The sequence below is a fragment of the Enterobacteriaceae endosymbiont of Plateumaris rustica genome, assembly GCF_012562965.1.
Taxonomy (GTDB): Bacteria; Pseudomonadota; Gammaproteobacteria; order Enterobacterales; family Enterobacteriaceae.
This window is the reverse complement of record NZ_CP046228.1, coordinates 447,119-473,259: the sequence shown is the minus strand read 5'-3', so window position 1 is coordinate 473,259 and position 26,141 is coordinate 447,119. Positions and strand designations below refer to the sequence as shown.

The following is a 26,141-nucleotide window of genomic DNA, read 5'->3' as shown; positions in this document are numbered from 1 at the left end:
AATATTTTTTTAAAATTTCTTAAAATAATTAATTTGATGATTATTTTTATAAAATTTATTTAAAATTATTCTACTACATAAAAATAAAAATAAAGAAATTATAATTAATATAGTAGCTAAAGCATTTATTTCAGGAGAAATACCTATTTTAACCATAGAATAAATTTTTAATGGTAATATTTCATAAGTTGGTCCAGTTACAAAAGTTGAAATTGTTATATCATCCATAGATAAAGCAAAACTTAATAACCAACTAGATAATATTACAGGAAATATTAATGGTAATATTATTTTTAAGATAATAATATTATTATTTGCTCCTAGATCTTTAGCTGATTCTAAAATATGATTATCAAAATTTTTTAATCTAGAATAGATTGTAATAACAACGTACGGAATACAAAAAGTTATATGAGATAATAATAATGTCCAAAAACCTAATGTTAAATTAAATAATATAAATAATAATAATAAAGATATAGCCATAATAATATCAGGTGATACAATAACTATAAATAATAAAATACTAATAAATAATTTCATAATATATAAATTACAATAATAATATAATGTAATGGCAGTTAAAAAACCTATTATTGTCGAAAATGTTGCAGAAATTATAGCAATTATTAATGAATGATATGTTGCTTCTAATAAAAAATTATTATTTATTATGTAATAATACCATTTTATACTAAATCCTTGCCATTGAGTACTAAAATTAGATGAATTAAAAGAATCTATTATAAGAATAATTATAGGAATATAAAACCAACTATATATTAAAATTATAAAAATATTACGTAAAAAATTTTTAAACATTTTTTAAAAATTCCTTTTTATTAAAAATTTGTATTAATTTATAATATAATATTAAAAATATTCCTGTAATTAATATTACTATATTACTTAAACTAGCACCTAATGGCCAATCTCTTATATTAAGAAATTGATTTTTTATAATATTTCCTATTAATAAATTTTTTGTACCACCCATTAAGTCTGCAATATAAAACATTCCCATAGAAGGTAAAAATACTAATAAAGATCCTGAAATAATTCCTGATAATGTTAATGGTAATATTATATAAAAAAAATTTTTCCATGGTTTAGCTCCCAAATCTTTAGCAGCTTCTACGCAGAACATATCTAATTTTTCTAGACTATAATATATTGGTATAATCATAAAAGGTAATAAAATATATACTAGTCCTAAAACAATAGCAAAAGAAGTATATATAATATGTATAGGATGATTAATTAATTTTAGATAAATAAGTGTTTTATTAAAATAACCATGTACACTGAAAAAATTTTTTAAAGAAAAAATTCTAATTAATGAATTAACCCAGAAAGGTAAAAATAAAAAAAATAACATTATAGATCTGTAATAATATGATATTTTAATTAAACACCATGAAAATAAATATCCAATAATAAGACAAATTATTGTTGTTATGAATGATATATATAAAGAATATATAAATATATTCATATATAAATTATCTAATATAAGTTTATAATTATTTAAATTGAAATTAAATTTAATAAAATTAATATCATCTTTTGTTGTAAAACTAATAATCATTATTATTAAATTTGGAAGGAAAATAAATAATAATAACCAACTTATTACTATAAAAATTATTATTTTTTTAGAATATTTAGTTATTTTTTTCATAAGGTAATACTACCTCCCATGTTTCAACCCAATTAATTATCATTTTTTGATTAATAGAATGATTAAAATCTGGATCATTTTCATTAAAAAATTCACTTACAGTAATTATTTTACCATTTTCAAGTTCTAGAATAGTTTCTAATGTCATGCCTTTATAACTTTGATCTTTAACATATCCAATTAAACCATGAATATATTGATTATGGATATCTATTTCTTTTATTCTTAAATCTTCTGGTCTTAATAAGACATGTATCTTTTCTCCTAGAATTACAGTAAATGGAACTTGTATATTACATAAATATCCTTCTAAATTAACTGTAACTTGTGTATTATTTAATTTTTTAATAATAGTAGCATTAAATATATTTATATCACCTATAAATTTAGCAACAAATAAATTTTTTGGTTCTTCATATATTTCTCTAGGTGTTCCATCTTGTTCTATCTTACCATTACGTAATACAACAATACGATCTGACATCATTAATGCTTCTTCTTGATTATGAGTAACAAATACAAAAGTAATTCCTAATTTTCTTTGTAACATTTTTAATTCATTTTGCATTTTTCTTCTTAATCTATAGTCCAAAGCTGATAATGATTCATCTAAAAGTAAAATTCTAGGTTTATTTACAATAGCTCTAGCTATAGCTACTCTTTGTTGTTGTCCTCCAGATAATTCGTAAGGTTTTCTATTAGCAAAATTTTGTAATTGAATCATATATAAGATATTTTTTACTCTAGATATTATTTCTTTATATGGTTTTTTTTGCATTTTTAATCCAAAAGCAATATTATCAAATACAGACATATGAGGAAATAAAGCATAATTTTGAAAAACAGTATTAATTTGTCTATTTTCTGCTGAAGTATGAGTAATTATTTTTTGATCTAATGTTATAGAACCACTATCAACTTTTTCTAGTCCAGCTATTAATCTTAATATAGTTGTTTTACCACAACCTGATGGTCCTAATAAAGTAATAAATTCACCATTATTTATAGTTAAATAAAAATTAGAAATAATTTTTTTTCCAAAATAAGATTTACTAATATTATTAAGATTAACCAATACTTTTTGAATATTTTTTTTCATAAATAAGCTCTAGCTAATATAATATAATTAATAAATTTAATATATATTAAATTTTATTACTTAAAAATTTTTAGTTAATTCTATAGAATTATTAATGTAATTATTATTAATAATATTTTTTAAATATAATTATATATTAATTCTAATAAAATATTTTTTTAAATTAATTTTTTATTATTTTATATAAATTTTTCATATTACTTATATTTAAAATAATTTTTATTATTTTATCAATTATTTACTGATTTTTTTAATTTTTTTAAATGATTTTTATTAATATTTAATATTTTTAATTATAATAATAAATATTATAGAATTTTTTAAAACAATTTTTTAAAATAATATATTAAGGATTTACTATCTTAAAATAAGTAGTTTTTTTGTAATAAACTATATAATTATATTAGTCATTATTAAATTTTTTCCTATTTATTTTAAATAAAATATGATTAATTTTATAAGATAGTTTTGATAAATAAATATATTTTTTATAATATTTTATCAAAATATTTTATATGATATATATTGTGAAATATTTTTATTAAAATTAATAATATTATTGTTAATAATATATCATATAAAAAATATTTCAGTAGTATAATTTTAAGGATCTATATTAAGAGAATAAATAGTTTAAGTAATTTTTAATAATTTAATAAAACTTTTACTTAATTTATATTTAATTAATATTAAGATTTATTATATAATAAATCTGATTTTTAGTTATATGGATAAAAAAATTTTAATATATTTATACATAATTATTTTTAATAAATTACTAATATCTTATAATATAATGAATGAATTTTAATATAATAATATTATTATATTTGTTCTTTTAAAGAATAAAATATTAAGATAAATATTTTTATTTATATAAAATTTTTAAATTAATAAATTAAACATGAATTTTTTTTTCAATTATACCTCCACCTAAACAAATTGACCCAGAATAAAATACTGCTGATTGTCCAGGAGTAATACTAGATATTGGGGTATTAAAATAGACTTGAATTTTTTTTTCATTTAAAAATTTAATTTTACAATTTATTTCTTTTTGTCTATATCTAGTTTTAATGGAACAAATATTTATTTTTTTTATTGGATAATTAATCCAATTAATATTTTTTGCTATTAATCCAATAGAGAATAAATTAGAATTATTTTTACCTTGAGCAACAGTTAAAATATTTTTTTTCATGTCTTTTTTAATAACATACCATGGTTTATGATTATAATTATTTAATATACCTCCTACTCCTATTCTCTTACGTTGTCCTATTGTATAATGTATTAAACCTTTATGTTTTCCGATAATTTTACCATTTAAATCAATAATATCCCCTTTTTTCGTGGATAAATATTTATTTAAAAATTCAAAAAAATTTTTTTTACCTATAAAACATATTCCTGTAGAATCTTTTTTATTTGCATTAATAAAATTTAATTTTTTTGCTATTTTGCGAACTTCAATTTTATTTAATCCTCCAATAGGAAATAAAATTTTTTGTAATTGTTGTTCTTTTATTGTATATAAAAAATAACTTTGATCTTTATTTTTATCTATTCCTTTTAATAAATAAAATTTATGTCTAATTTTTTTACATCGGACATAATGTCCTGTACTTATATAATCTGCTTTTAAATTTTTTAAGGCAAAATTCATAAAATATTTAAATTTTATTATTTTATTGCATAAAATATCAGGATTTGGTGTATTACCTATTTTATATTCATAAAGAAAATTTTTAAAAACATGTTCCCAATATTCAAAAGAAAAATTTACTTTATGTAAATGAATATTTAATTGATTGCAAATTTTTTGTGCATCATATAAATCTTTTTTAATATTACAATTTTTATTGTCATCTTCTTCCCAATTTTTCATAAATAATCCTTCTACTTGATAATTTTGTTTTTTTAATAACCAAGCAGAAATAGAAGAATCAACACCACCAGACATAGCAACTATTACTTTTTTTTTAGACATAATTTTATTTATAAAAAATTTTAATGTAAAATATATAAATTATTGAATTTAATTTTTTTACATTTTATTAATTGTTTTAATTCCTAAAAGATTTAATCCTGTTTTTAAAAATTTAATAGTAGTAAATACTATTTTTAATCTACTAATTTTAATTAAATCATTTTTAATATTTAATATATTACAATTTTCATAAAAATTGGAAAATAATGTAGTAATTTTATATAACCAATTACATAATATATGTGGTGTACCATTTTTTATAACTTTTAAAATTACTTCTTCAAATTCTAAAAAATTGATAGCTAAATTAATTTCATAATCACTAGAAAAATTTATTTCAAATGTAGTAAAATTATTAAAATTAATTTTTGATTTAAGTAATATTGATTTTGCTCTCACATAAGCATATTGTATATAAGGAGCTGTATTTCCATTTAACGAAAGCATTTCATCCCAATTAAAAATATAATTAGTTATTCTATTTTTAGATAATTCAGAATATTTAATTGCTGATATACCTATTACAGAAGATAAATTTTCTAATTCATTTTTTTTTATCATAGGATTTTTTTTTAAAATTATTTTTTTTGATCTAATTATAGATTCTTCTATTAAAACTTTTAATTTTATATTTTCTCCAGTACGAGTTTTAAATGGTTTATTATTATTATTTAATATCATTCCAAACATATGATGTTCTAATTTTACATGAAAGGGAACATAGTTTGCTTTTTTTGCTATTAAAAATATTTGTTGTAAATATTGACTTTGTCTAGAATCTACATAATAAATAATACGATCAGCTTTTAATATTTTACAACGATATTTTATACAAGCTATATCTGTAGTTGCATAAAGATATCCTCCATCTTTTTTTTGTATAACAATTGCCATTGTTGTACCATTTTTATTTTTTAGTTTTTTAATAGGTACAACAATTGCACCATTACTATTAATAGCTAAACCTTTTTTTTTTAAATCTAAAACAATTTTTGGTAACATATAATTATATGTACTTTCACCAAAAGTATTTTTAGAAGTTAATAAAACATTAAGTTTTTTATATAAAAAATAATTATAATTCATAGTAATTTGAACAAATTTTTTCCAAATTTTTATACAAAATGGATCATTATTTTGTAATTTTACAACATATTTTCTAGATTTTTTAGCAAATGTTATATCTTTATTATATTTAATTTGTGCTTCTTTATAAAATTGATTTAAATCGGATAAAAATATTTTTTTTTTATTTTGTTGTTTAAATTCTAAAAAAGCAATTAACATACCAAATTGTGTACCCCAATCACCTATATGATTAACTTTAATTACATTATGTCCTAAAAAAATTAATATGCGTACTATTGAATCTCCTATTATTGTAGATCTTAAATGTCCAACATGCATTTCTTTTGCAATATTAGGACTAGAATAATCTATAACAATATTTTTAAATTTTATTTTATTTAAAATACCTAATTTTGAAGCATTTAATAATAAATTTATTTGTTTAGATATCCACTGTTTTTTTATAAAAATATTAATAAATCCTAATGAAGATACTTCTATTTTTTTTATTATATTTTTTAAATTTATATTTTTTCTTACTTTAATAGCCAATTCTTTAGGGTTTTTATTTAATTTTACAGCAGCTGATATAATACCATTAACTTGATAATGTCCAAATTTTATTTTTTTACATTTGCGTAATATTACATCATATTCTAATGGAATTCCTGATTCTATCATTGCTTTTTGAATGTTCTCTGAAAGAATTTTTTTAATATTCATTAATTTTACCTAATTTAATAAATTTTTTAATAAAATTAATTTTTTATAATTGATAAATTGCATTTTTTATTCTTTTTAATGCTTCTTTTAATATATCATGAGTACACCCAAAATTAAATCTAATAAAATTATCATTTCCAAATTCTTTTCCTGAAGATAAACCTATTCCATATTTTTCAAAAAAAGATATTAAATTTAAAATTTTTATTTTAGAACAGTTAATCCAACCAAGATATGTAGCTTCTGGTTTTAACATGCTTAAATAAGGTAATTTATTTATATTATCAAATAAATAATCACGATTTATTTTTAAATATTTAATTTGTTGATTTAACCAATCATTACCATGCATCCATGCAGACTCTGCTGCAATATATGATAATATATCTATATTAGGATGAATACCTTTTTTAAATAAATTAAATTTATTTCGTAATTTTTTATTTGGAATAATAGCAATTGCAAAATTTAATCCTGATAAATTAAATGATTTAGAAGGAGACATAAAAGTTATACTACATTGTTCTGCATCATTATTAATAGATGCAAATGGTATATGTTTTGTACCTTCTTCTAAAATTAAATCACAATGTATTTCATCAGAACAAATAATTAAGTTATATTTTTTAACAAATTCTAATATTTTTTCTAATTCATTATATTTATATACAGTTCCTACTGGATTATGTGGATTACATAACATCATTAATTTTTCATTACCATACATATTTTTGTTTAAAAAATTTAAATCTATAATTAACCTATTATTTATCTGTATTAATTTTATATATTTTTTATTTCTTTTAGCTATATTAGCAGCATATATAAATGGAGGATATATAGGAGTTGGTATAATTATAGAATTTTTATTAGTAGTAAAAGTTCTTACGGCTAAATGTAATCCACAAACAACTCCATTAATATATATAATCCATTCAGGATTAATTTTCCATTTAAAATTTTTCCATAATCTTTCAATAATAATATTTGATAAATTTTTTGGAATAATTCCATATCCTAAAACACCATGATTAATTCTTTTTTTTAATGCTTTTAATACACATGGAGGACAAGAAAAATCACTATCAGCTATCCATAAAGGTATAATATTTTTATTATATTTATTCCATTTTAAACTATCACTATTAAATCTATCAATAAATTTATTAAAATCAAAAATTTTTTTTACCATATTAACTAATTTAATTTAAAATATAAATATATAAATTATATCAAATTAATTTATTATAAAAATATTTTATTTAATTTTAATATAAATAAAAAATTAGAAAATAAATATTTATTATTTAAAATAAATATTTTTATTTATTTTATATTTTTTTATTTAATTTTATTAAAAAAATTTTATTGAAAAATTAATTATGAATTATTTTATATTTTAAATTAAATTAGTTAATATGGTAAAAAAAATTTTAAAACTATTAAATAGGCATTTATTTTATGAAAAATAGAATTTATTGTGGAGAAATTAATATACAACATATAAATCAAGAAATAGTTCTTTATGGTTGGGTAGATAATTATATAAATTTAGGTAAATTAATTTTTATTAATTTAAGAGATCGTGAAGGTATTATACAAATTATTTTTAAATCTTCAAATAAAATAATTTTTGAATTAGCTTCAACATTACGTAATAATTTTTGTATTAAGATTATTGGAAAAGTAGTAAAAAGAAAAAAAAAAAATTTAAATTTATTAACAGGAGAGATAGAAATTTTAGCATCTAATTTATTTTTAATAAATAAATCAAAACCATTACCTATAGATAATAATATTCTTAATACAGAAGAAATTAGATTAAAATACAGATATTTAGATTTGAGACAATTTAAAATGTCAAAAATACTAAAAAATAGATCACTTATTACAAGTTATATCAGATTATTTTTGGAAAAAAATAAATTTTTAAATATTGAAACTCCAATTTTAACTAAATCTACTCCAGAAGGATCTAGAGATTATTTAGTACCTAGTCGTATACATAAAAAAAATTTTTATGCATTACCACAATCACCTCAAATTTTTAAACAATTATTAATGATTGCTGGATTAGATCGTTATTATCAAATTGCTAAATGTTTTCGTGATGAAGACTTAAGATCTGATCGTCAACCAGAATTTACTCAAATTGATATAGAAGCATCTTTTATAAATTTTGAGGATTTTAAAAATTTAATAGAAAAAATGATATTTTATTTATGGAAAAATATTTTAAATATTAAATTAAAAAAATTTTTTATAATGACTTATTATGATGCTATGAATAATTATGGTACAGATAAACCTAATTTAAGAAATCCATTAAAATTAATAGATTTAACAGATTTATTTATTAATAATGAAATTAAAAATAATATTTTTCAAAGAAAAATATCAATTTGTATTAAATATAAATATATTCAAAATATAAATAATAAAAAATTATTTTTTTATAAAGAATATATTAATAAATATGGTACTAATGATCTTCATATATTTAAAGTATATAAGAATAATTTGATTAATTTATTTAAAAAATATAATAAATTAAATTTTTTTATAACTGATCAAATATCTAAAAACATTATTTTACGTAATAAAGCTCAAAATAATGATCTTATTTTTTTAGGAACAGAAAAAATTAATGGAACATTAAGTTCTATGGGTATTTTAAGAGAAAAGTTATCTATAGATTTAAATATAATAAAAAAAAGTATGTGGTTCCCATTATGGATTATTAATTTCCCTTTATTTAAAAAAGATAAGTTTGGAAATTTCATTTCAATGCATCATCCATTTACATCACCAATAAAATATCATGTAAATAATTTAAAAAATAATCCAGAAAATATTATATCTGATTCATATGATATAGTAATTAATGGATATGAAATTGGTAGTGGATCAGGAAGAATATATAATAATAAAATACAACAAATAATATTTGATATATTAAAAATAGACAAAAAAATACAAAAAAAAGATTTTGGTTTTTTTTTAGAAGCTTTAAAATTTGGTACACCTCCACATAGAGGTATAGCTTTAGGATTAGATAGATTAGTTATGCTTCTTACAAATACAAAAAATATTCGTGATGTAATAGCTTTTCCTAAAACTACTTCAGGTACATGTTTAATGACCCAATCTCCAACTCTAATTAATCAAGATATTTTAAAAGAATTAGGATTATTTTATATATAAAAAAATTCTTAATATAAAGGAAAATTTTTATGTCAGGACATAGTAAATGGTCCAATATGCGTTATCGTAAAGCATCACAAGATATAAAAAAAGATAAAATTTTTACTAAAATTGCTAGAGAATTAAGTACTGCTAGTAAATTAGGTGGAACAATTAATCCACAATATAATACTAAATTACGTTTAGCTATAGAAAAAGGTTTATTAAATAATATGAATAAATCTACAATAGAAAAAATATTATCTAATAAATTAAATAAAAAAAAATATTTATCAAATAATATAGAACATATTTCTTATGAAGGTTTTGGTCCTGGAAATATTGCATTAATTATTAATTGTATTACAAATAATAAAAATAGAACAGTTTCTGTAATAAGAAACTCTTTTAATAAAATAGGATGTCGTTTAGGAAATAATGGTTCTGTTTATTATATGTTTAAAAAAAAAATTATAATATCATTTTTTAATAAAAATAATCTAGATTATATAATTGATTTTGCTGAAAAATTACAAGCTGAAGATATTATTTTTAATGATAAAATTATTGATGTAATTTTTAATAAAAGAAAATATAAAACTCTTTTATTAGATATAAAAAAAAATTTAATTAAACCAATAAAATTTAAATTAACTATGATACCTTTAATAAAAAATAATATTGATTTATTAACAAAAAATAAATTATTAAATTTTTTAAATATATTAAAATCAAATAATGATATAAAAGAAATTTATCATAATGCAAATATTTAATAAATATTAATTTAATTTTTAATTATATTTTCTATTAATAGAAAATATATATTAAAATATACAAATAATTAAAATTAGTTAAAAATATATAATTAATTTTAAAATAACTTTTTATATGATAAACATCATTATATTTAATATAACTATTTTAAATAAAAATATATTTTAATATAAAAATATTTAATAAAATTTTTATAAAATATATAAAAAAATATATATTTTATAATTTTAAAAATTTAACATTTTAATTAGTATATAAAATACTATTTAATTAATATAATATTAAAATTATCTTTATTTTATAAAAAAATTGAAAATTAATAATTAAAATTTATTTTCTATATTTTTACTCCTAAAAAATATGTATATATTATTTAAAAATAATATTTAGTATCTATTAATTTTACTTAGTAATTTTTAATATTGGATCAATTCCAGCAATAACTTTACCAGAATATTTTTTTATTTTTTTAATATCTTCAGTATTAGAAATTACTATAGGAGTTAATATAGATTTTGCTGTTTTTATTAAATAATCTAAATCTAATTTAATAATTATTTCACCTTTTTTAACTATATTATTTTTTTTAAAGTTAAATATACGTTTAAATCCATTTCCTTTTAAATTAATTGTATCAATACCAAAATGAACAAATAGTTCTATTTCATTATTTGATATAATAGAAAAAGCATGATTAGTATCAAAAATTTTTCCAATTGTTCCATCCATTGGAGCTACAATAAAGTTACCTGTAGGATAAATTGCTATTCCATCACCTATAATTTTATCTGCAAATACAGAATCTGGAACAGTTTTTATATCGACTATTTCTCCAGAAATAGGTGCTAAAATTTTAATAGTAGTAGTTTTTTTTATTATTTTTTTTTTTATTTTACGAAAAATATCAGAAAAAAAATTCATTTTATATCTCCTAAAGTATATTTATATATAAAATATATTAATATTGTTTATTAAATTCATATATAAGATTATTAATTTCTTTATTAGTAGATTGTAATAAAATATTATCTGCTAAAATTTTTGCTTTATTCATTTTTGTATTTCTAATAATATTTTTTATTTTAGGAATAGATGCTGAATTCATACTAAATTCATCTAAACCCATTCCTAATAAGATAGGAATAACATGTTCATTACTAGCTAATTCTCCGCACATACCAGTCCATTTTCCTTCTGAATGTGATGCTTCAATAACTTTTTTAATTAAATAAAAAATAGATGGAGATATAGGTTTATATAAGTGAGAGATTAAATCATTACCACGATCTACTGCTAATGTATACTGAGTTAAATCATTTGTACCTATACTAAAAAAATCAATTTCTTTTGCTAAATGATTTGCAATAATTGCAGATGCAGGAGTTTCAACCATAATTCCTACTGGAATATTTTCATTAAAATTCTTTTTTTCTTTTTGAAGTTGTTTTTTTAAAAAATCTAATTCTTCTTTTAAAAAATAAACTTCTTCAATAGAAATAATCATTGGAAACATAATAGATAATTTACCAAATACTGATGCTCGTAAAATAGCTCTTAATTGTGTATGTAATATTTCTTTACGATCCATAGTTATTCTTATAGCTCTCCATCCTAAAAAAGGATTATCTTCTTTAGGTAAATTCATATATGGTATATTTTTATCTCCTCCTATATCCATAGTACGAATAATAACAAGTTTTCCACACATACTTTTTGCTACTGTTTTATAAGCATAAAATTGTTCTTCTTCTGAGGGTAAAGAATTACGATTCATAAATAAAAATTCTGTACGATATAAACCAATTCCTTCAGCACCATTTTTTTTTACACTATTTAAATCTTTTAATGAACTAATATTAGCACATATTTCAATTTTAAAATGATCTTTAGTTATAGCTGGTAATTTACTTAATTTTATTAATTTATTTTTTTCAAAAATATATTTATTTTGTATTAATTTAATTTTATTAATTATTGTATTATTAGGATTGATATATATATAATTATTAATACCATCTAATATTAAATAATCATTTGTTTTTACTTTACTAGTAATATTTCCTGTACCTACAATAGCAGGTATTTCTAAAGAACGAGCTATTATTGCTGTATGAGAAGTTTGACTACCAAAATCTGTAATAAATCCTAAAATTTTTTCTAAATTTAATTGAGTTGTTTCTGATGGTGTAAGGTCTTTAGCAATTAAAATTACTTTATTTTTTATTTCATTTAAATTCATGATATTTTGACCTAAAATATTTCTTATTAAACGATTTCCAATATCTTTAATATCAATTATTCTAGATCTTAAATATTCATCATCAAGATTTTTTAATGATTTTATTTGACATTTTATTACATAATTAACAGCAGCGTCAGCAGATAAAAAATTATTTTTTATTAATGAAATAACTTCTTTAACCATTTCTTCATCTTGTAAAAGTATAATATGTCCTTCAAATATACATTTTTTATCATCATTAAAATTTTTAGTTGAATTTTTTTTAATAAGTTCAAGTTGTTTTATTGATTTTTTTTGTCCGTCAAAAAATTTTTTAATTTCTAATTCTATTTGATTATTCACAATTTTATTATTATTAATAATAATATTATCTACTTTTAATAAAAATGCTTTACCAAAAGCAATACCAGGAGAAGCTAAAATTCCTGAAATCATAATTTACCTCTATTATCATCTAATAATTTTGTATTAAATATTATTAATTTCAACAATATATCATTATAAATATAAATTAATTATTTAATAAATATTAGTAGAATTATTTTTTTATAATTATTCTATTAATATTCTAGAATAATATTATTATAAATGAATATATATACATTATAATTTTTTAATAATTTTTACTAAATGTTCTATTGCTTTTTTTTCATCTTTGCCAGAAGCTGTTAAAATAATTGAAGTTCCTTTAGTCATACCTAATGTTTGTATTTTAAATAAACTTTTAGCATTAACTGTCTTTCCGTTAGATGTTATTGTTATATCAGAAATAAAAGATTTAGCTTCTTTTACAAAAAGTGCTGCTGGACGAATATGTAAACCATGAGTATTATTAATAATAATTTCTTCTTGAAACATTATTTTTTTCCTAATTTTTAATTAATTTATTTTTTTCAAAATTTTATATTTTAAAATTATTATTAAATTTATTTTAAAAAAAAGAATTTTTTATGAAAATAAATAATTATATATTAATTATTATAAAATTTAATAAATAGCATAGATAAATCATCTTGGCTACTAATTACTATAAGTAAACAATAATTATAATTTTTATACAAATTACAATAAATTTATTTATTAAACAATATTTTAATAAATATTAGATAATTTTATTATATAATAAAATTATATTTTAAATTATTTAGTAATTATTAGTTATATATATTCTAATTATAAATAATAATAAATTATTATAATAATTTATTATTATTTATGAATAAATAGTATTATTTTAATTTTTTTTAATAATCTATTATAATATTATTACTTATTTCTAGTCTAGAATAATTTAAATTAAATAATAAAATTTCTATAATTATAATATCTAATATATTTATTAAAAATAAAATTTTTTTTGTATATTAAATTTTAATATTATAATAGAAGTGTTTTTAGAAAGAAATAATTTTTTTATAAAATAGATCTAAAATAAAAACATAAATTATTTATATTCTATACAACAAAAATTGTTATTAATTAGTTAATTTATATTTATTTTCTTAAAGAAGAAAAAAATAATTTTATATTTTATTTATAAATTTTTTTTAAATTATCTTAATAATTATTATAATTTTTTGTTTTTTTTTCAAGTATTTTTTATATATATATAAATATATATTAAAATTAAAATTAATAATTTTATTGAAAATTACTAAAATAATATAGGTTATATTAATTATGACACAAATATTTGATTCTTATCATAATAAAAATAATTTTTTAACAAAAACTATATTTTCTATTATAAAAAAATATAATTCTCCAATTTGGTTATATTGTGCAGAAACTATAAAAAAACGTATTTTACAATTAAAAAAATTTGATACTATTAGATTTGCTCAAAAAGCATGTTCTAATATAAATATTTTAAAATTAATGAGAAAAGAAGGTGTAAAAGTAGATGCAGTATCTTTAGGAGAAATAGAAAGAGCACTAGTAGCTGGATATGATAATAAAAATAAAAATGATATTATCTTTACAGCTGATATTTTTGATTTTAATACATTAAAACGTATTTTAGATTTAAATATTACTGTTAATATTGGTTCTATAGATATGTTACATCAATTAGGAAAATTATCTAAAAATCATAATATTTGGTTACGTATTAATCCTGGTTTTGGACATGGACATAGTAAAAAAACTAATACTGGTGGTGAAAATAGTAAACATGGCATTTGGTATAAAGATTTAAAAAAATCAATTAATATTATAAATAAATATCAATTAAAATTAATAGGTATACATATCCATATAGGATCAGGTGTTAATTATTCTCATTTAAAAAAAGTATGTAATTCTATGGTTAGTTATGTATTAAAACCTTATATTCCAAAAATTAATGTAATATCTGCAGGTGGTGGTTTATCTATTCCATATAAATTATATGATCAAATTATTGATACAAATCATTATTTTAATTTATGGAATCAGACACGTAATATTATTAATAATCATTTACAAAAAAATATAAAATTAGAAATTGAACCTGGTAGATTCTTAGTAGCAGAATCAGGAATATTAATATGTAAAATATGGGCTATAAAAAAAATAAAAGAAAAAAGATTTATTTTAGTAGATGTAGGATTTAATGATTTTATGAGACCTGTATTATATGGTAGTTACCATTATATATCAGCTATTTCTTCAAAAGGAATAGATATGTCGTATTTACCAAAAATAGAATCTGTAGTTGCAGGTCCTTTATGTGAGGCAGGAGATGTATTTACACAATTAAATAATGGAGAAGTAACATTTTGTTTATTACCATATGTTAATGTTGGAGATTATTTAATTTTTCATGACACAGGAGCTTATGGTGCATCTATGTCATCTTGTTATAATAGTAGACCTTTAATACCAGAAGTATTAATTGAAAATGGTATTCCAAGAGAAATTCGTCGTCATCAAAAAATACAAGAATTAATTAATTTAGAACTTTATTAAGTTAAATTAAAATAAATAAATTATTTTTTTATTAAAATATTTTTATAAAAAATATTTTAACTTAATTATTTATAAAAAAATTTAAATAATTTAATTAGTATTTCATTTTAGTAAAATTTAAATATCTAATTTCTTATTTTAAATAAATATTTATGAATTTTTTAATAATGTTTTTGTAAATTTTTTTTTTAAATAAAAAGCTCTAGGTGTAGTTAGTATAATTTTATTATCTTGATTTATAATTTCTATTAATTTATTTTTATTAGATTTTGTTTTCACTAATAAAATAGTTCCATTATAATGATTAATATAATCTATATTTCCAGAAATAAGTAATTTCATCAATTCAATCCAATCATTATATATTTTTTTATAATCTCTTTTTGAAGGTGTCCATATAATTGGATTTCCTATTATTCTCATACCAATAGGAGTATTTTTACTTTTAGTTATAATAGGAATCCATAAAATTTTTGATAATTTATTATATAATTTACTTTTTTTCCAAATAAGAATATTTTTATTTATTAAAGGAAAAGAACATATAAATGTATTATTGATAGTATTTCCTTTTTCATCAATAGGAATAGTTTTTATTTCTATGCCTATTTGAGGTATATCTTGGTTAAATATATTTTTTTGTTGTATACCTAATAAACATAATTCAATTAATTTACCTATCCATCCTTTATCTTTATTTAAATTTAATGGAATATTATTATAATTTAACCATTTTGCAATATCATTTAAAGAATGACCTATTATTAAGGATGCTCTTAGAAATAATATTTTTTCACTATTAATAGTATTAGAAAAAATTTTTTTTATATACATATATATAAATTATACCTATTAGAAATAATAACGCTTATATTTAAAAAATGAAAATGCAATATTTATTGTTTCCAAAAATTAATCCAGTTGCTATTACAATATATGGTATTGATATTTATTGGTATAGTTTAATGTATTTAATTAGTTTTTTATTTATAATTAATATATCAAAGTTAAAATCATATAATAATTTAAATTGGACAAATAGAGAAAATGAAATTTTATTATATTTATCTTTTATAGGACTTTTATTAGGTGGTAGATTAGGATATATATTACTTTATAATTTAAAATATTTTTTAAATCATCCTATATCATTAATTAAATTTAGAGAAGGAGGTATGTCTTTTCATGGAGGATTACTTGGAACTATTTTAGTAATTTTTATATATTCTATTTATTATAAAAAAAAATTTTTACAATTAACTGATTTTATTACTCCATTGATTCCTTTTGGATTAGGTATGGGAAGAATAGGTAATTTTATTAATGATGAATTATGGGGAAGAGTTACTATTAATATTCCCTGGGCAATGTTATTTCCTAATTCTACCGAATTAGATTTAATTTATATTAAAAATCATAAAAATTTTATAAATTTATTTATAAAATATGGTAATTTACCTAGACATCCATCACAAATTTATGAATTTTTTTTTGAAGGAATAATATTATTTATTATTTTAAATATAAATTATAATAAAAGAAAAATGTTAGGTTATAATACCAGTGTTTTTTTATTATTTTATGGTATATTTCGTATATTTATAGAGTTTTTTAGAGAACCTGACATACAATTAGGTTTTTTTTATAGTTATATAACTATGGGACAAATATTATCTTTTCCAATGGTATTAATAGGATTAATAATGTTATATTACACTATATATAAAAAATTTAATTAAGATGAAAAATTAATAATTTTTTTAAAATTTTAAAATAATTAATATAAATAAAAAATATATAATATGTTTACAATATATCGTTCTAATAATTTAGATATTTTATTAAATTTAATAAAATATAATATTATAAAAAAACCATTAAATAATCCATTACAAACAGAAATTATAATTTTACCAAATTCAACATTTATTCCATATTTAAAAATTTATTTTTCTAAAATAATGGGAATACATACTAATATTAGTTATATAAATCCAGAAAAATTTATTTGGAATTTATTTATAAAAATTATTCCACAAATTAAAAAAGGTAATATTTTTAATAAAAAAATGATTACTTGGCAATTGATGAATATTATTCCAAAAACAGTTGTTTTACCTGAATTTAAAAATTTTCATAAATATTTAAATAATATAAATAATACTAATTATTTATATGAAATATCAATTCAAATTGCTAATTTATATGATGAATATCAAAAATATCGTCCAGAATGGTTATATTTATGGGAAAAAGATAAAATCTCATTTTTTCCAAATAATAAAGATCAAATTTGGCAAGCAAAATTATGGAAACAAATAATTATATATAATAAAATTATATTAGGTAAAAAATTATGGTATCTTAGTAGATTATATAATTTTTTTATAAATAAGAAAAAAAAAATTAAATATTCCGTTTTACCGGAAAGAATATTTATTTTAGAAACACAAAATATACCTTTAATATATTTACAATTATTAGAAAAATTAACAAAATATATAGAAATTCATATCTTAATTAAAAATCCTTGTATACATTATTGGGATAATATTCAAATAAATAATAATTATAATTTTTATAATTCATTATTATTTTCTTGGGGAAATTATGGAATAAATAATATAAATAAATTAATAAATGTATCATCAAGAATGATAGAATCATTTGTAAAAATAAAATCTTTAAATTTATTAAATAATATAAAAAAAGATATTAGTTTATTAAAAGAAAATTTTTTATTAAAGAATAATAAAAAAAAAATTAATATGTCAGATGATTCTATACAAATAAATGTTTTTACAGATCTTAAACAAGAAATAGAATTTTTATCATTTAATATTATTAAATTAATAAATAATAAAAATTATTATTTACATGAAATTATTGTAATTTCTCCTAATATAAATATATATTTACCTTTTATTTATTCTATTTTTAATAAAAAACAAATACCTTTTAACATTTATTTAGATTTTAATAAAAATAATATTTTTAATATACCAGATATTTTTTTTTTTTATTAAATTTATCAACAAAAAAATTTAATCCTGAAGAAATATTTTATTTATTAGATAATAATGAAATTTCGAAAAAATTTTCTATTAATAATAAAGATGATTTAATATATTTACGTTATTGGATAAATGATATTGGTATTAAATATAATTTAGATTTTAGTAATTTCAAAAAAATTTCTTTAACTAAAGATCAATATACCTGGAAATTTGGATTATATCGTATGTTTTATGGATATGCTATAGATAATAATTCAGGAAATTGGAATGGTATATTACCATATAATGGTATATATGGAATATTAGGAGAATTATTAGGTAAATTTACTCATTTTTTATTTACATTATATAAATGGAAAAAAAAATTAAATAAAAAACAAAAAATAAAAAATTGGAAAAAAATTTTAATTAAATTATATTCAGATTTTTTTTGTTCAAATATTGATTCAAATAAATATATGAAATATATTATTAAAAATATAATATTATTTATTGACAGTGGATTAAATTCAAATTATGAACAAAAAATATCTATTAATATTATTATTAAAGAATTTCAAAATCTATTAGAAAAAAAAAAATATTTTTTTCATTATTCTTTAAATAAAATTAATTTTTGTAATTTTGAACAATTAAATGGAATAGATTTTAAAGTTAGTTTTGTAATAGGTATGAATAGTAAATATTATCTTAAAAATTCATATCCAGTTATTTTTAATTTAATAAAGAAATACCCTAAAAAACATGATGAAAATAATTTAGATAAAGAAAAATATTTTTTTCTTGAATTATTGATGTCTTCTAAAGAAAAATTATATTTAAGTTATATTGATAATAAAAATATAAATTATAATAAAATATACCCTTCTATTTTGATTACTGAGTTATTAGAATATATTTACAATAACTACTATATTGAAAAAAATAAAATATCTGATTGTATCATCAAACACATATATCATGTAAATAAAAAAAATGATATTTTTATAAATTTTAATATTAATAATTATAATTTTTTAAAAAAACAAAATATTTATTTTAGTAAATTATCAAAATTAAAAATAAAAAAAATTATTATAAAAAATCTTTTAAATTTTTGGAAAGATCCTGTAAAAGGATTTTTTAATCAAAGATTAGGAGTATATTTACATGATTTAAATCAAATTCAATTTTCCGAAATAGAACCTTTTTCATTAGATTATTTAACAAAATACCAAATTGATAAAAAAATATTATATTCCTTAATATTTAATACAAATATTAACTTAATTTATTATAATTATTTAAATAAAGGAATTTTACCTTATGGTAATTATGGAAAAATATTATGGAATAATGAAAAAAAAAAAATATGTAAATTACTTAATAATGATTTAAAATTATATAAATATAATAATATTATTAAGTATATTGATATAAATATATCAGAAATAATATTATATGGAAAAATAAATTTTATAAGTTATAATAAAGGGTATATAAGATATGAACCTAAAATTATAGATATAAAATCTATTATATCTTTTTGGATTAAACATTTAATTTTATGTGTAATAAATATTAGAAAAGGAAAAGAATTTACTTCAACAATTATAGGTTTTAAAAATACTAAATATAGTTTTAATTATATTAATTCTAATATAGCAATAGTTTTATTAAAAAAATATATCGATGGATATGTGTGTGGATTAAATAATCCGATTATATTACCTATGAAAAGTGCTTGGAAATGGTTAGATTATTGTTATGATAAAAAAAATAAATGTATTAATTATGATATTTTTATACAAAAAAAAGCAAAAAAATATTTTTTTCATTTTTGGAATATGAATTTTAATTTTATAGAGAAAAATAAAAATTTATATTTTAATAAAATTAATTATTTTTTTGATGAAAAAAATTGGTTAAAAACAATAAAATTAATAGAAAAATGGTTGTTACCTATAAAAATTTATATAAAATAAAAAATTTTATTTATATGATAACGAATTTGACAAAAAATAAAGAATTTAATCCTTTTACAGATAATTTAAATCAACAATGTCTAATTGAAGCTTCAGCTGGTACTGGAAAAACTTTTACAATAATTATAATGTATTTACGTTTTTTATTAGGTTTATATAAAAAAAATCAAATTAGTATTCCATTATCAGTAGAAGAAATATTAGTAGTTACATTTACTGATATTTCAACAAAAGATTTATGTAAGAGAATAAAAAATAGTATAAATATATTACGTATAGCATGTATAAAAGGTAATAGTCAATTTTCTATTGTTAATAAAATTCTTAAAAAAATAAAAAATTTTAAAAAAGCAAGTATAATTTTATTAAAAGCAGAATTAAATTTTCATAATGCAACAATTTTAACTATTCATGCATTTTGTCAAAAAATATTAAATATTAAAAATTATGAGATTTATGGTTTTGTTTATAATAAAAAATTAATTAATAATGAAATTGATTTGCAAAATTATGCATCTATAAGTTTTTGGAGAAAATATTTATATCCTTTACCGAATAAAATTGCTGAAATTGTATTAGAATATTGGAAAACACCTAGTGATTTAATGAATAAATTATTACCATTTTTATTACAAAATGAATTACCTAATTTTAAACATTATTTTAATAATTTTAATTTAGTAGAACAATTTAATAAAAATATCAAATATATAAATATTTTAAAAAAAAATTGGATTCAATATAATAATATTATTTTTAATATAATTATGGAATCTAATGTTAACAAACATATTTATAATAATAGATCTATAAAATTTTGGATAAAATGTATAAATAAATGGGCATTAAGTAATACTAAAGATAATTTTATTCCAGAACAATTAAAAAGATTTTCTCAAAATATTTTAATTATAAAAACTATAAATGAAAAAAAATTCCCAAAACATATTCTATTTAAAAATATAGATACATATCTAAATAAAATAATAAATTTAAAAACTTTAATAATTATTAAAGCTATAAAATATATTAAATATTTTGTTAAAAAAAATAAAGAAAAAAATGAACAAATTAGTTTTAATGACTTATTATCAATATTAAATAAATCACTAGATAATTTTATTATCAATAAAAATTTAGCAGCAGATATAAGAAAATTATATCCTGTAGCATTGATAGATGAATTTCAAGATACAGATGTTCAACAATATAATATTTTTAAAAAAATATATATAAATCATTCTAATTGTACATTAATATTAATCGGAGATCCTAAACAAGCAATTTATTCTTTTAGAGGAGCTGATATTTTTACTTATATCAAAGCTTCTTTTGAGATTAAAAATCGTTATACATTAAAAAATAATTGGAGATCATCTAAAACTATGGTTAATAGTGTTAATAAAATATTTTCCAATTGTAAATATTCTTTTTTTTTAAAAAATATAGTTTTTTATCCTATATCATATGTAAAACAAAAATTAAATTATAATTTTATTATAAATAATATAATTCAACCAGGAATTACTTTTTGGTTTTTTCCTGAAGAAATAAATATAAATTTATATAAACAAAAAATGTCATATCAATGTGCTTATGAAATTTGTCAATGGCTTATACTAGGTCAACAAAAAAAAATTTTTTTACAAAAAAATATAAATAATAGTAGAAATATTAATATTTCAGATATAACAGTATTAGTACGTAATAAATACGAAGCTAATATTATACAAAAAGAATTTATTAAATTTAATATTCCTTCTATTTATTTATCTAATTCTAATAGTGTTTTTGAAACAATAGAAGCAAAAGAATTAGTATTATTGTTACAAACTATTTTGGAACCACATAAAATAAAACAATTAAAAAATGTTCTAGTAAGTGATTTATTTAATATAAATTTATCTAATTTAGACTATATAAAAGAAAAATTATTTTTAGAAAAAAGTATTAATCAATTTATTGAATATAAAAATTTATGGGATAAAAATGGTATTTTATTCATGTTAGAAAAAATTTTTTTACAAAAAAATTTTTTATGTAAAAAAAATATAATTAATAGTGTTTATAAAAAAAAAATACAAAATATATTACATATAGCAGAATTAATAGAAATAGAATTTATAAAAATTAAAAATAAAAAACAAATAATTATTTGGTTATTAAAACAAATTTCATTTCCAAATAATAGATCAATTGATCAACAAATAAGAATACAAAATGACCTTAATCAAATAAAAATAATTACTATTCATAAAGCTAAAGGATTACAATTTCCATTAGTATGGATACCTTTTATTACTTCTAATTTTTTAGATTTAGTAAATGATGAAGCAATAATTTTTCATGATAGAAAAACATTAAAAACAATTATAGATTTTAAAAAAAATGATAATAGCATAAAATATGCATTAGAAGAATTATTATCAGAAAATTTAAGATTATTATATGTATCTTTAACTAGATCAATTTTTCATTGCAGTATTGGTATAGGAAATATTAAAAATAATAAAAAAAAATATCAAAAATATTTATTTTATCAAAATGCTGTAGAATATTTAATAAATATTAATAATAATATAGATAAAAAAAATTTTAAAAAATTTTTATTTAATTTAGCAAATAAAGATATTAATATTAAAATCATAACTAAAGAAAAACAAATAAAATATAATTATATTTGTCCTATAGAAAAAAAAGATACTACTCAATATAATAATAAATTAAAAATTGATGAATATAAAACTTTATTAATTACAAGTTATTCTAAACTTAAAAATGATTTACATTTAAATAATAATATTTGTAAATATAAATTATTTAATTCTAAAAAAAATAAAAAAAAAACATCACACACTTTTCCTAGAGGAAAAGAAAGTGGAATTATTTTACATAATATTTTTAAAAAATTAGATTTTACTCAAAAAATTTCATGTTCTTTCATTAAAAATAAATTATCTAATAAAAAGATCGATAATTCTTGGCATATAATTTTAATAAAATGGTTAACAAATATATTAAATCATCCATTAGGAAAAGATAAAATTATTTTAAATAAATTAAAAAACAAAAATAAAATAACAGAATTAGAATTCTATTTAAATATAAAAAAAGAATTATATTTTATTGAATTAAATAAAATAATATGTAAGTATGATAGAATATCTAGGAAATTACCAATATTTAATAATAATATTCAAGGAATATTAAGAGGATTTATCGATTTGGTATTTTTATGGAAAAATAAATATTATATAATAGATTATAAATCTAATTGGTTAGGAAAAGATTATAATAAATACACTAAAAAATATATAGAAAAAAATATTTATTTAAATAGATATGATTTACAATATCAAATATATACATTAGCCTTACATAAATATCTTTATTCTCGTATTAAAAATTACAGTTATGAAAAACATTTTGGAAGTGTTATATACTTATATATTAGAGGTATTAATAACTTAAAAAATAATTTAAATGGTATTTGGGAAAAAAAACCTTCTTATAAATTAATTAAAAAATTAGATCAATTAATTTCTTAAGATTTTTATAAATATGATTTAATTAATATTAACAATAATATGTATAATTTTTTAAAAAAATTATGTAAAAAAAAATTTATTCGTTTAATTGATTTGCAATTTTCATATATAATGGCATCTAAAAATGAACCATATTTAATGTTTATTATTGCTTATCTTAGTTATTTTATTGGTAAAGGTAATACTTGTTTACCATTAATTAAATTTAATATAAAAAAAATATTAAAAAAAAATAATATTATTTTATCAAAAAAAGAAACGCAATTAATTGATAATATTAAAAAACAGGAAAAAAATTTATTAAATTATCCAATTGTTAGTAATGGAAAAAAAGTTACACCATTAGTAATACAAAATAATTGTCTTTATTTATATAGAATATGGAAAGAAGAAAATATAATTATTAAAAATTTAATAAACAATCATTTTATTTTACCTCCGGTAAATAATATAAAAAAAATATTAAATACTTTATTTAAACCAAGTGATATTTATCAAAAAATATCTATAGCTATGGCATATACACATAAAATAAGTATAATTTCAGGGTCTCCTGGAACAGGAAAAACTCATATTATAGCAAAATTAATTACCTTTTTTATAAAAATATATTCTATTCCATTAAATATTAAAATAGTCGCTAGTACAGGTAAAGCAGCTAATAGATTAACAGAATCAATCAACCAATACTTTATAAAAAATAATTTTTTAATAACTAAAACAGAAAAAAAAAATATTCCTAACAAAGCAACAACTATTCATCATTTATTAAAAATTAATTTGTATAATAAAGAAACTATATATAATATTAATAATAAATTAAATACAGATTTATTAATTATAGATGAAGCATCTATGATTGATTTAAGTTTAATGTCAATAATATTAAATGTTTTATCTATTAATAGTAGATTAATTTTGTTAGGTGATGATAATCAATTACCTCCAATAGAACTTGGTTTTATTTTTCAAGATATTTGTAATTTTAAAAAATTTAATTTTACTAAAAAATATTCAGAATGGTTATATAGCATAATTAATTATAATATTAAAAATAAAAATAATAATGAATGTTTATTTTTACGTAATTTTATTAGCTTATTAAAATATAATTATCGTTATAAATGTTATTCAGGAATAAATCAATTATCTATTTTAGTAAAAGAAGGTAATGTGAAAAAAATTAAAGAATTATTTTTAAAAAAAAAATTTAATGATATTAAATTTATTAATATTAATAATGAAAAAAAATATAAATACATGATAAATCAATTTATTATAGAATATAAAAAATATTTTGTTTATATGAATAAAAAAAATAATATTCATGATTTTTTTAAAATCTTTAATGAATATCAAATTTTATGTGCAGTAAAACATGGAATTTTTGGTACAAAAGAAATTAATAATCAATTAGAAAATGAATTTTTTAAAAAAAATATTTTAGATAATACTTATAAAAAAAATGATTGGTATATAGGTCGTCCAATTATTATTACTCAAAATAATGATTTTTTAAATTTATATAATGGTGATATAGGAATTACTTTTTTAGATACATCAGATAATGAATTAAAAGTTAAATTTAGTTTATCTAATGGTAAATATCATAATATTCTTATTAATAATTTACCTAAATATAATATTGCTTATGCAATTACTGTACATAAATCTCAAGGTTCAGAATTTAATAATACATCATTAGTATTACCTAATAAATATTCATCTTTATTAACTAGAGAATTGATTTATACAGCTATTACAAGATCAAAATTAACAATATCAATTTATAGTAATACTTCAATATTATTTAAATCAATAAAGTCTAAAATAATACGATTTTCTAATTTAGAAAATCGTATTTTACAAAGTATTCATACATAACTTAATTATATAAAAA

18 protein-coding genes are annotated in these 26,141 nt (G+C 17.0%); 8 read left to right on the top strand and 10 right to left on the bottom strand.

The genetic code is table 11. The features are described 5' to 3' along the window. Window positions 1–9 precede the first annotated feature (9 nt). From potC to GJT82_RS02250, 6 genes are all read right to left on the bottom strand, one after another. Window positions 10–822, bottom strand: coding sequence for a spermidine/putrescine ABC transporter permease PotC (potC, locus tag GJT82_RS02275; RefSeq protein WP_168819924.1), 813 nt, complete (start codon window positions 820–822; stop codon window positions 10–12). Further along, window positions 815–1,681, bottom strand: a complete 867-nt coding sequence (gene potB, locus GJT82_RS02270) for a spermidine/putrescine ABC transporter permease PotB (RefSeq protein WP_168819922.1) — start codon at window positions 1,679–1,681, stop codon at window positions 815–817. Before potB ends, potC begins: the two co-directional genes overlap by 8 nt. Next, entirely contained in the window at window positions 1,665–2,780 is a 1,116-nt protein-coding gene (gene potA, locus GJT82_RS02265; RefSeq protein WP_168819920.1) for a spermidine/putrescine ABC transporter ATP-binding protein PotA, read from the bottom strand. Before potA ends, potB begins: the two co-directional genes overlap by 17 nt. An 898-nt stretch (window positions 2,781–3,678) precedes the next feature. After that, window positions 3,679–4,770, bottom strand: coding sequence for a tRNA 2-thiouridine(34) synthase MnmA (gene mnmA, locus GJT82_RS02260; protein ID WP_168819918.1), 1,092 nt, complete (start codon window positions 4,768–4,770; stop codon window positions 3,679–3,681). Window positions 4,771–4,827: 57 nt separating this feature from the next. Continuing rightward, window positions 4,828–6,561, bottom strand: a complete 1,734-nt coding sequence (gene argS / locus GJT82_RS02255) for an arginine--tRNA ligase (RefSeq protein WP_168819916.1) — start codon at window positions 6,559–6,561, stop codon at window positions 4,828–4,830. 43 nt (window positions 6,562–6,604) lie between these two features. Next, window positions 6,605–7,753: a MalY/PatB family protein gene (locus tag GJT82_RS02250; protein ID WP_168819914.1), complete on the bottom strand. Its 1,149-nt coding sequence runs from the start codon at window positions 7,751–7,753 to the stop codon at window positions 6,605–6,607. 269 nt (window positions 7,754–8,022) lie between these two features. On the opposite strand from GJT82_RS02250, the gene aspS reads away from it, so the two are divergent. Together aspS and GJT82_RS02240 are read left to right on the top strand one after the other, a co-directional pair. Beyond that, window positions 8,023–9,765 carry an aspartate--tRNA ligase gene (gene aspS, locus GJT82_RS02245; protein ID WP_168819912.1) on the top strand — a complete coding sequence of 581 codons (1,743 nt, stop codon included), beginning with the start codon at window positions 8,023–8,025 and terminating at the stop codon, window positions 9,763–9,765. Window positions 9,766–9,794: 29 nt separating this feature from the next. Next, window positions 9,795–10,520: a YebC/PmpR family DNA-binding transcriptional regulator gene (locus tag GJT82_RS02240; RefSeq protein WP_168819910.1), complete on the top strand. Its 726-nt coding sequence runs from the start codon at window positions 9,795–9,797 to the stop codon at window positions 10,518–10,520. 403 nt (window positions 10,521–10,923) lie between these two features. Here the strand turns inward: GJT82_RS02240 and crr are convergent, their stop codons facing one another. The 3 genes from crr to GJT82_RS02225 form a co-directional block, all read right to left on the bottom strand. Continuing rightward, complete coding sequence (crr, locus tag GJT82_RS02235) at window positions 10,924–11,442, bottom strand: PTS glucose transporter subunit IIA (RefSeq protein WP_168819908.1); 519 nt, start codon at window positions 11,440–11,442, stop codon at window positions 10,924–10,926. 37 nt (window positions 11,443–11,479) lie between these two features. Beyond that, window positions 11,480–13,198, bottom strand: a complete 1,719-nt coding sequence (gene ptsI / locus GJT82_RS02230; protein WP_168819906.1) for a phosphoenolpyruvate-protein phosphotransferase PtsI — start codon at window positions 13,196–13,198, stop codon at window positions 11,480–11,482. 168 nt (window positions 13,199–13,366) lie between these two features. Further along, window positions 13,367–13,621 (bottom strand): HPr family phosphocarrier protein, encoded by a 255-nt coding sequence (locus GJT82_RS02225; protein ID WP_168819904.1) that lies wholly within the window; start codon window positions 13,619–13,621, stop codon window positions 13,367–13,369. Between the two features lie 822 nt (window positions 13,622–14,443). Between GJT82_RS02225 and lysA the strand changes: the two genes are divergently transcribed. Then, window positions 14,444–15,712 (top strand): diaminopimelate decarboxylase, encoded by a 1,269-nt coding sequence (gene lysA, locus GJT82_RS02220; RefSeq protein WP_168819902.1) that lies wholly within the window; start codon window positions 14,444–14,446, stop codon window positions 15,710–15,712. Window positions 15,713–15,862: 150 nt separating this feature from the next. Here the strand turns inward: lysA and GJT82_RS02215 are convergent, their stop codons facing one another. After that, the gene (locus tag GJT82_RS02215; protein ID WP_168819900.1) at window positions 15,863–16,546 is read right to left on the bottom strand and encodes a MutH/Sau3AI family endonuclease; all 684 of its coding nucleotides are present in this window, start codon (window positions 16,544–16,546) and stop codon (window positions 15,863–15,865) included. A 47-nt stretch (window positions 16,547–16,593) separates the two neighbouring features. Between GJT82_RS02215 and lgt the strand changes: the two genes are divergently transcribed. From lgt to recD, 5 genes are all read left to right on the top strand, one after another. Beyond that, a complete protein-coding gene (gene lgt, locus GJT82_RS02210; RefSeq protein ID WP_168819898.1) occupies window positions 16,594–17,451 on the top strand; it encodes a prolipoprotein diacylglyceryl transferase in 858 nt (285 codons plus the stop codon). Window positions 17,452–17,514: 63 nt separating this feature from the next. Beyond that, complete coding sequence (locus tag GJT82_RS02495) at window positions 17,515–18,738, top strand: exodeoxyribonuclease V subunit gamma (RefSeq protein ID WP_168819896.1); 1,224 nt, start codon at window positions 17,515–17,517, stop codon at window positions 18,736–18,738. Window positions 18,739–18,953: 215 nt separating this feature from the next. Continuing rightward, entirely contained in the window at window positions 18,954–20,693 is a 1,740-nt protein-coding gene (locus GJT82_RS02490; RefSeq protein ID WP_168819894.1) for an exodeoxyribonuclease V subunit gamma, read from the top strand. 14 nt (window positions 20,694–20,707) lie between these two features. Beyond that, window positions 20,708–24,241 (top strand): exodeoxyribonuclease V subunit beta, encoded by a 3,534-nt coding sequence (gene recB, locus GJT82_RS02195; protein WP_168819892.1) that lies wholly within the window; start codon window positions 20,708–20,710, stop codon window positions 24,239–24,241. 39 nt (window positions 24,242–24,280) lie between these two features. Then, on the top strand, window positions 24,281–26,125 hold the full coding sequence (gene recD, locus GJT82_RS02190; protein ID WP_168819890.1) for an exodeoxyribonuclease V subunit alpha: 1,845 nt from the start codon (window positions 24,281–24,283) through the stop codon (window positions 26,123–26,125). Window positions 26,126–26,141: the final 16 nt, after the last annotated feature.

Excerpts from the sequence above, each read along its gene's own strand:
- mnmA (WP_168819918.1), bottom strand. The coding sequence starts at position 4,770 with ATGTCTAAAAAAAAAGTAATAGTTGCTATGTCTGGTGGTGTTGATTCT.
- aspS (WP_168819912.1), top strand. The coding sequence starts at position 8,023 with ATGAAAAATAGAATTTATTGTGGAGAAATTAATATACAACATATAAAT.
- lgt (WP_168819898.1), top strand. The coding sequence starts at position 16,594 with ATGAAAATGCAATATTTATTGTTTCCAAAAATTAATCCAGTTGCTATT.
- potB (WP_168819922.1), bottom strand. The coding sequence starts at position 1,681 with ATGAAAAAAATAACTAAATATTCTAAAAAAATAATAATTTTTATAGTA.
- GJT82_RS02225 (WP_168819904.1), bottom strand. The coding sequence starts at position 13,621 with ATGTTTCAAGAAGAAATTATTATTAATAATACTCATGGTTTACATATT.
- crr (WP_168819908.1), bottom strand. The coding sequence starts at position 11,442 with ATGAATTTTTTTTCTGATATTTTTCGTAAAATAAAAAAAAAAATAATA.
- recD (WP_168819890.1), top strand. The coding sequence starts at position 24,281 with ATGTATAATTTTTTAAAAAAATTATGTAAAAAAAAATTTATTCGTTTA.
- GJT82_RS02490 (WP_168819894.1), top strand. The coding sequence starts at position 18,954 with ATGTTTTATGGATATGCTATAGATAATAATTCAGGAAATTGGAATGGT.
- GJT82_RS02250 (WP_168819914.1), bottom strand. The coding sequence starts at position 7,753 with ATGGTAAAAAAAATTTTTGATTTTAATAAATTTATTGATAGATTTAAT.
- GJT82_RS02495 (WP_168819896.1), top strand. The coding sequence starts at position 17,515 with ATGTTTACAATATATCGTTCTAATAATTTAGATATTTTATTAAATTTA.
- GJT82_RS02215 (WP_168819900.1), bottom strand. The coding sequence starts at position 16,546 with ATGTATATAAAAAAAATTTTTTCTAATACTATTAATAGTGAAAAAATA.
- ptsI (WP_168819906.1), bottom strand. The coding sequence starts at position 13,198 with ATGATTTCAGGAATTTTAGCTTCTCCTGGTATTGCTTTTGGTAAAGCA.
- GJT82_RS02240 (WP_168819910.1), top strand. The coding sequence starts at position 9,795 with ATGTCAGGACATAGTAAATGGTCCAATATGCGTTATCGTAAAGCATCA.
- recB (WP_168819892.1), top strand. The coding sequence starts at position 20,708 with ATGATAACGAATTTGACAAAAAATAAAGAATTTAATCCTTTTACAGAT.
- argS (WP_168819916.1), bottom strand. The coding sequence starts at position 6,561 with ATGAATATTAAAAAAATTCTTTCAGAGAACATTCAAAAAGCAATGATA.
- potC (WP_168819924.1), bottom strand. The coding sequence starts at position 822 with ATGTTTAAAAATTTTTTACGTAATATTTTTATAATTTTAATATATAGT.
- lysA (WP_168819902.1), top strand. The coding sequence starts at position 14,444 with ATGACACAAATATTTGATTCTTATCATAATAAAAATAATTTTTTAACA.
- potA (WP_168819920.1), bottom strand. The coding sequence starts at position 2,780 with ATGAAAAAAAATATTCAAAAAGTATTGGTTAATCTTAATAATATTAGT.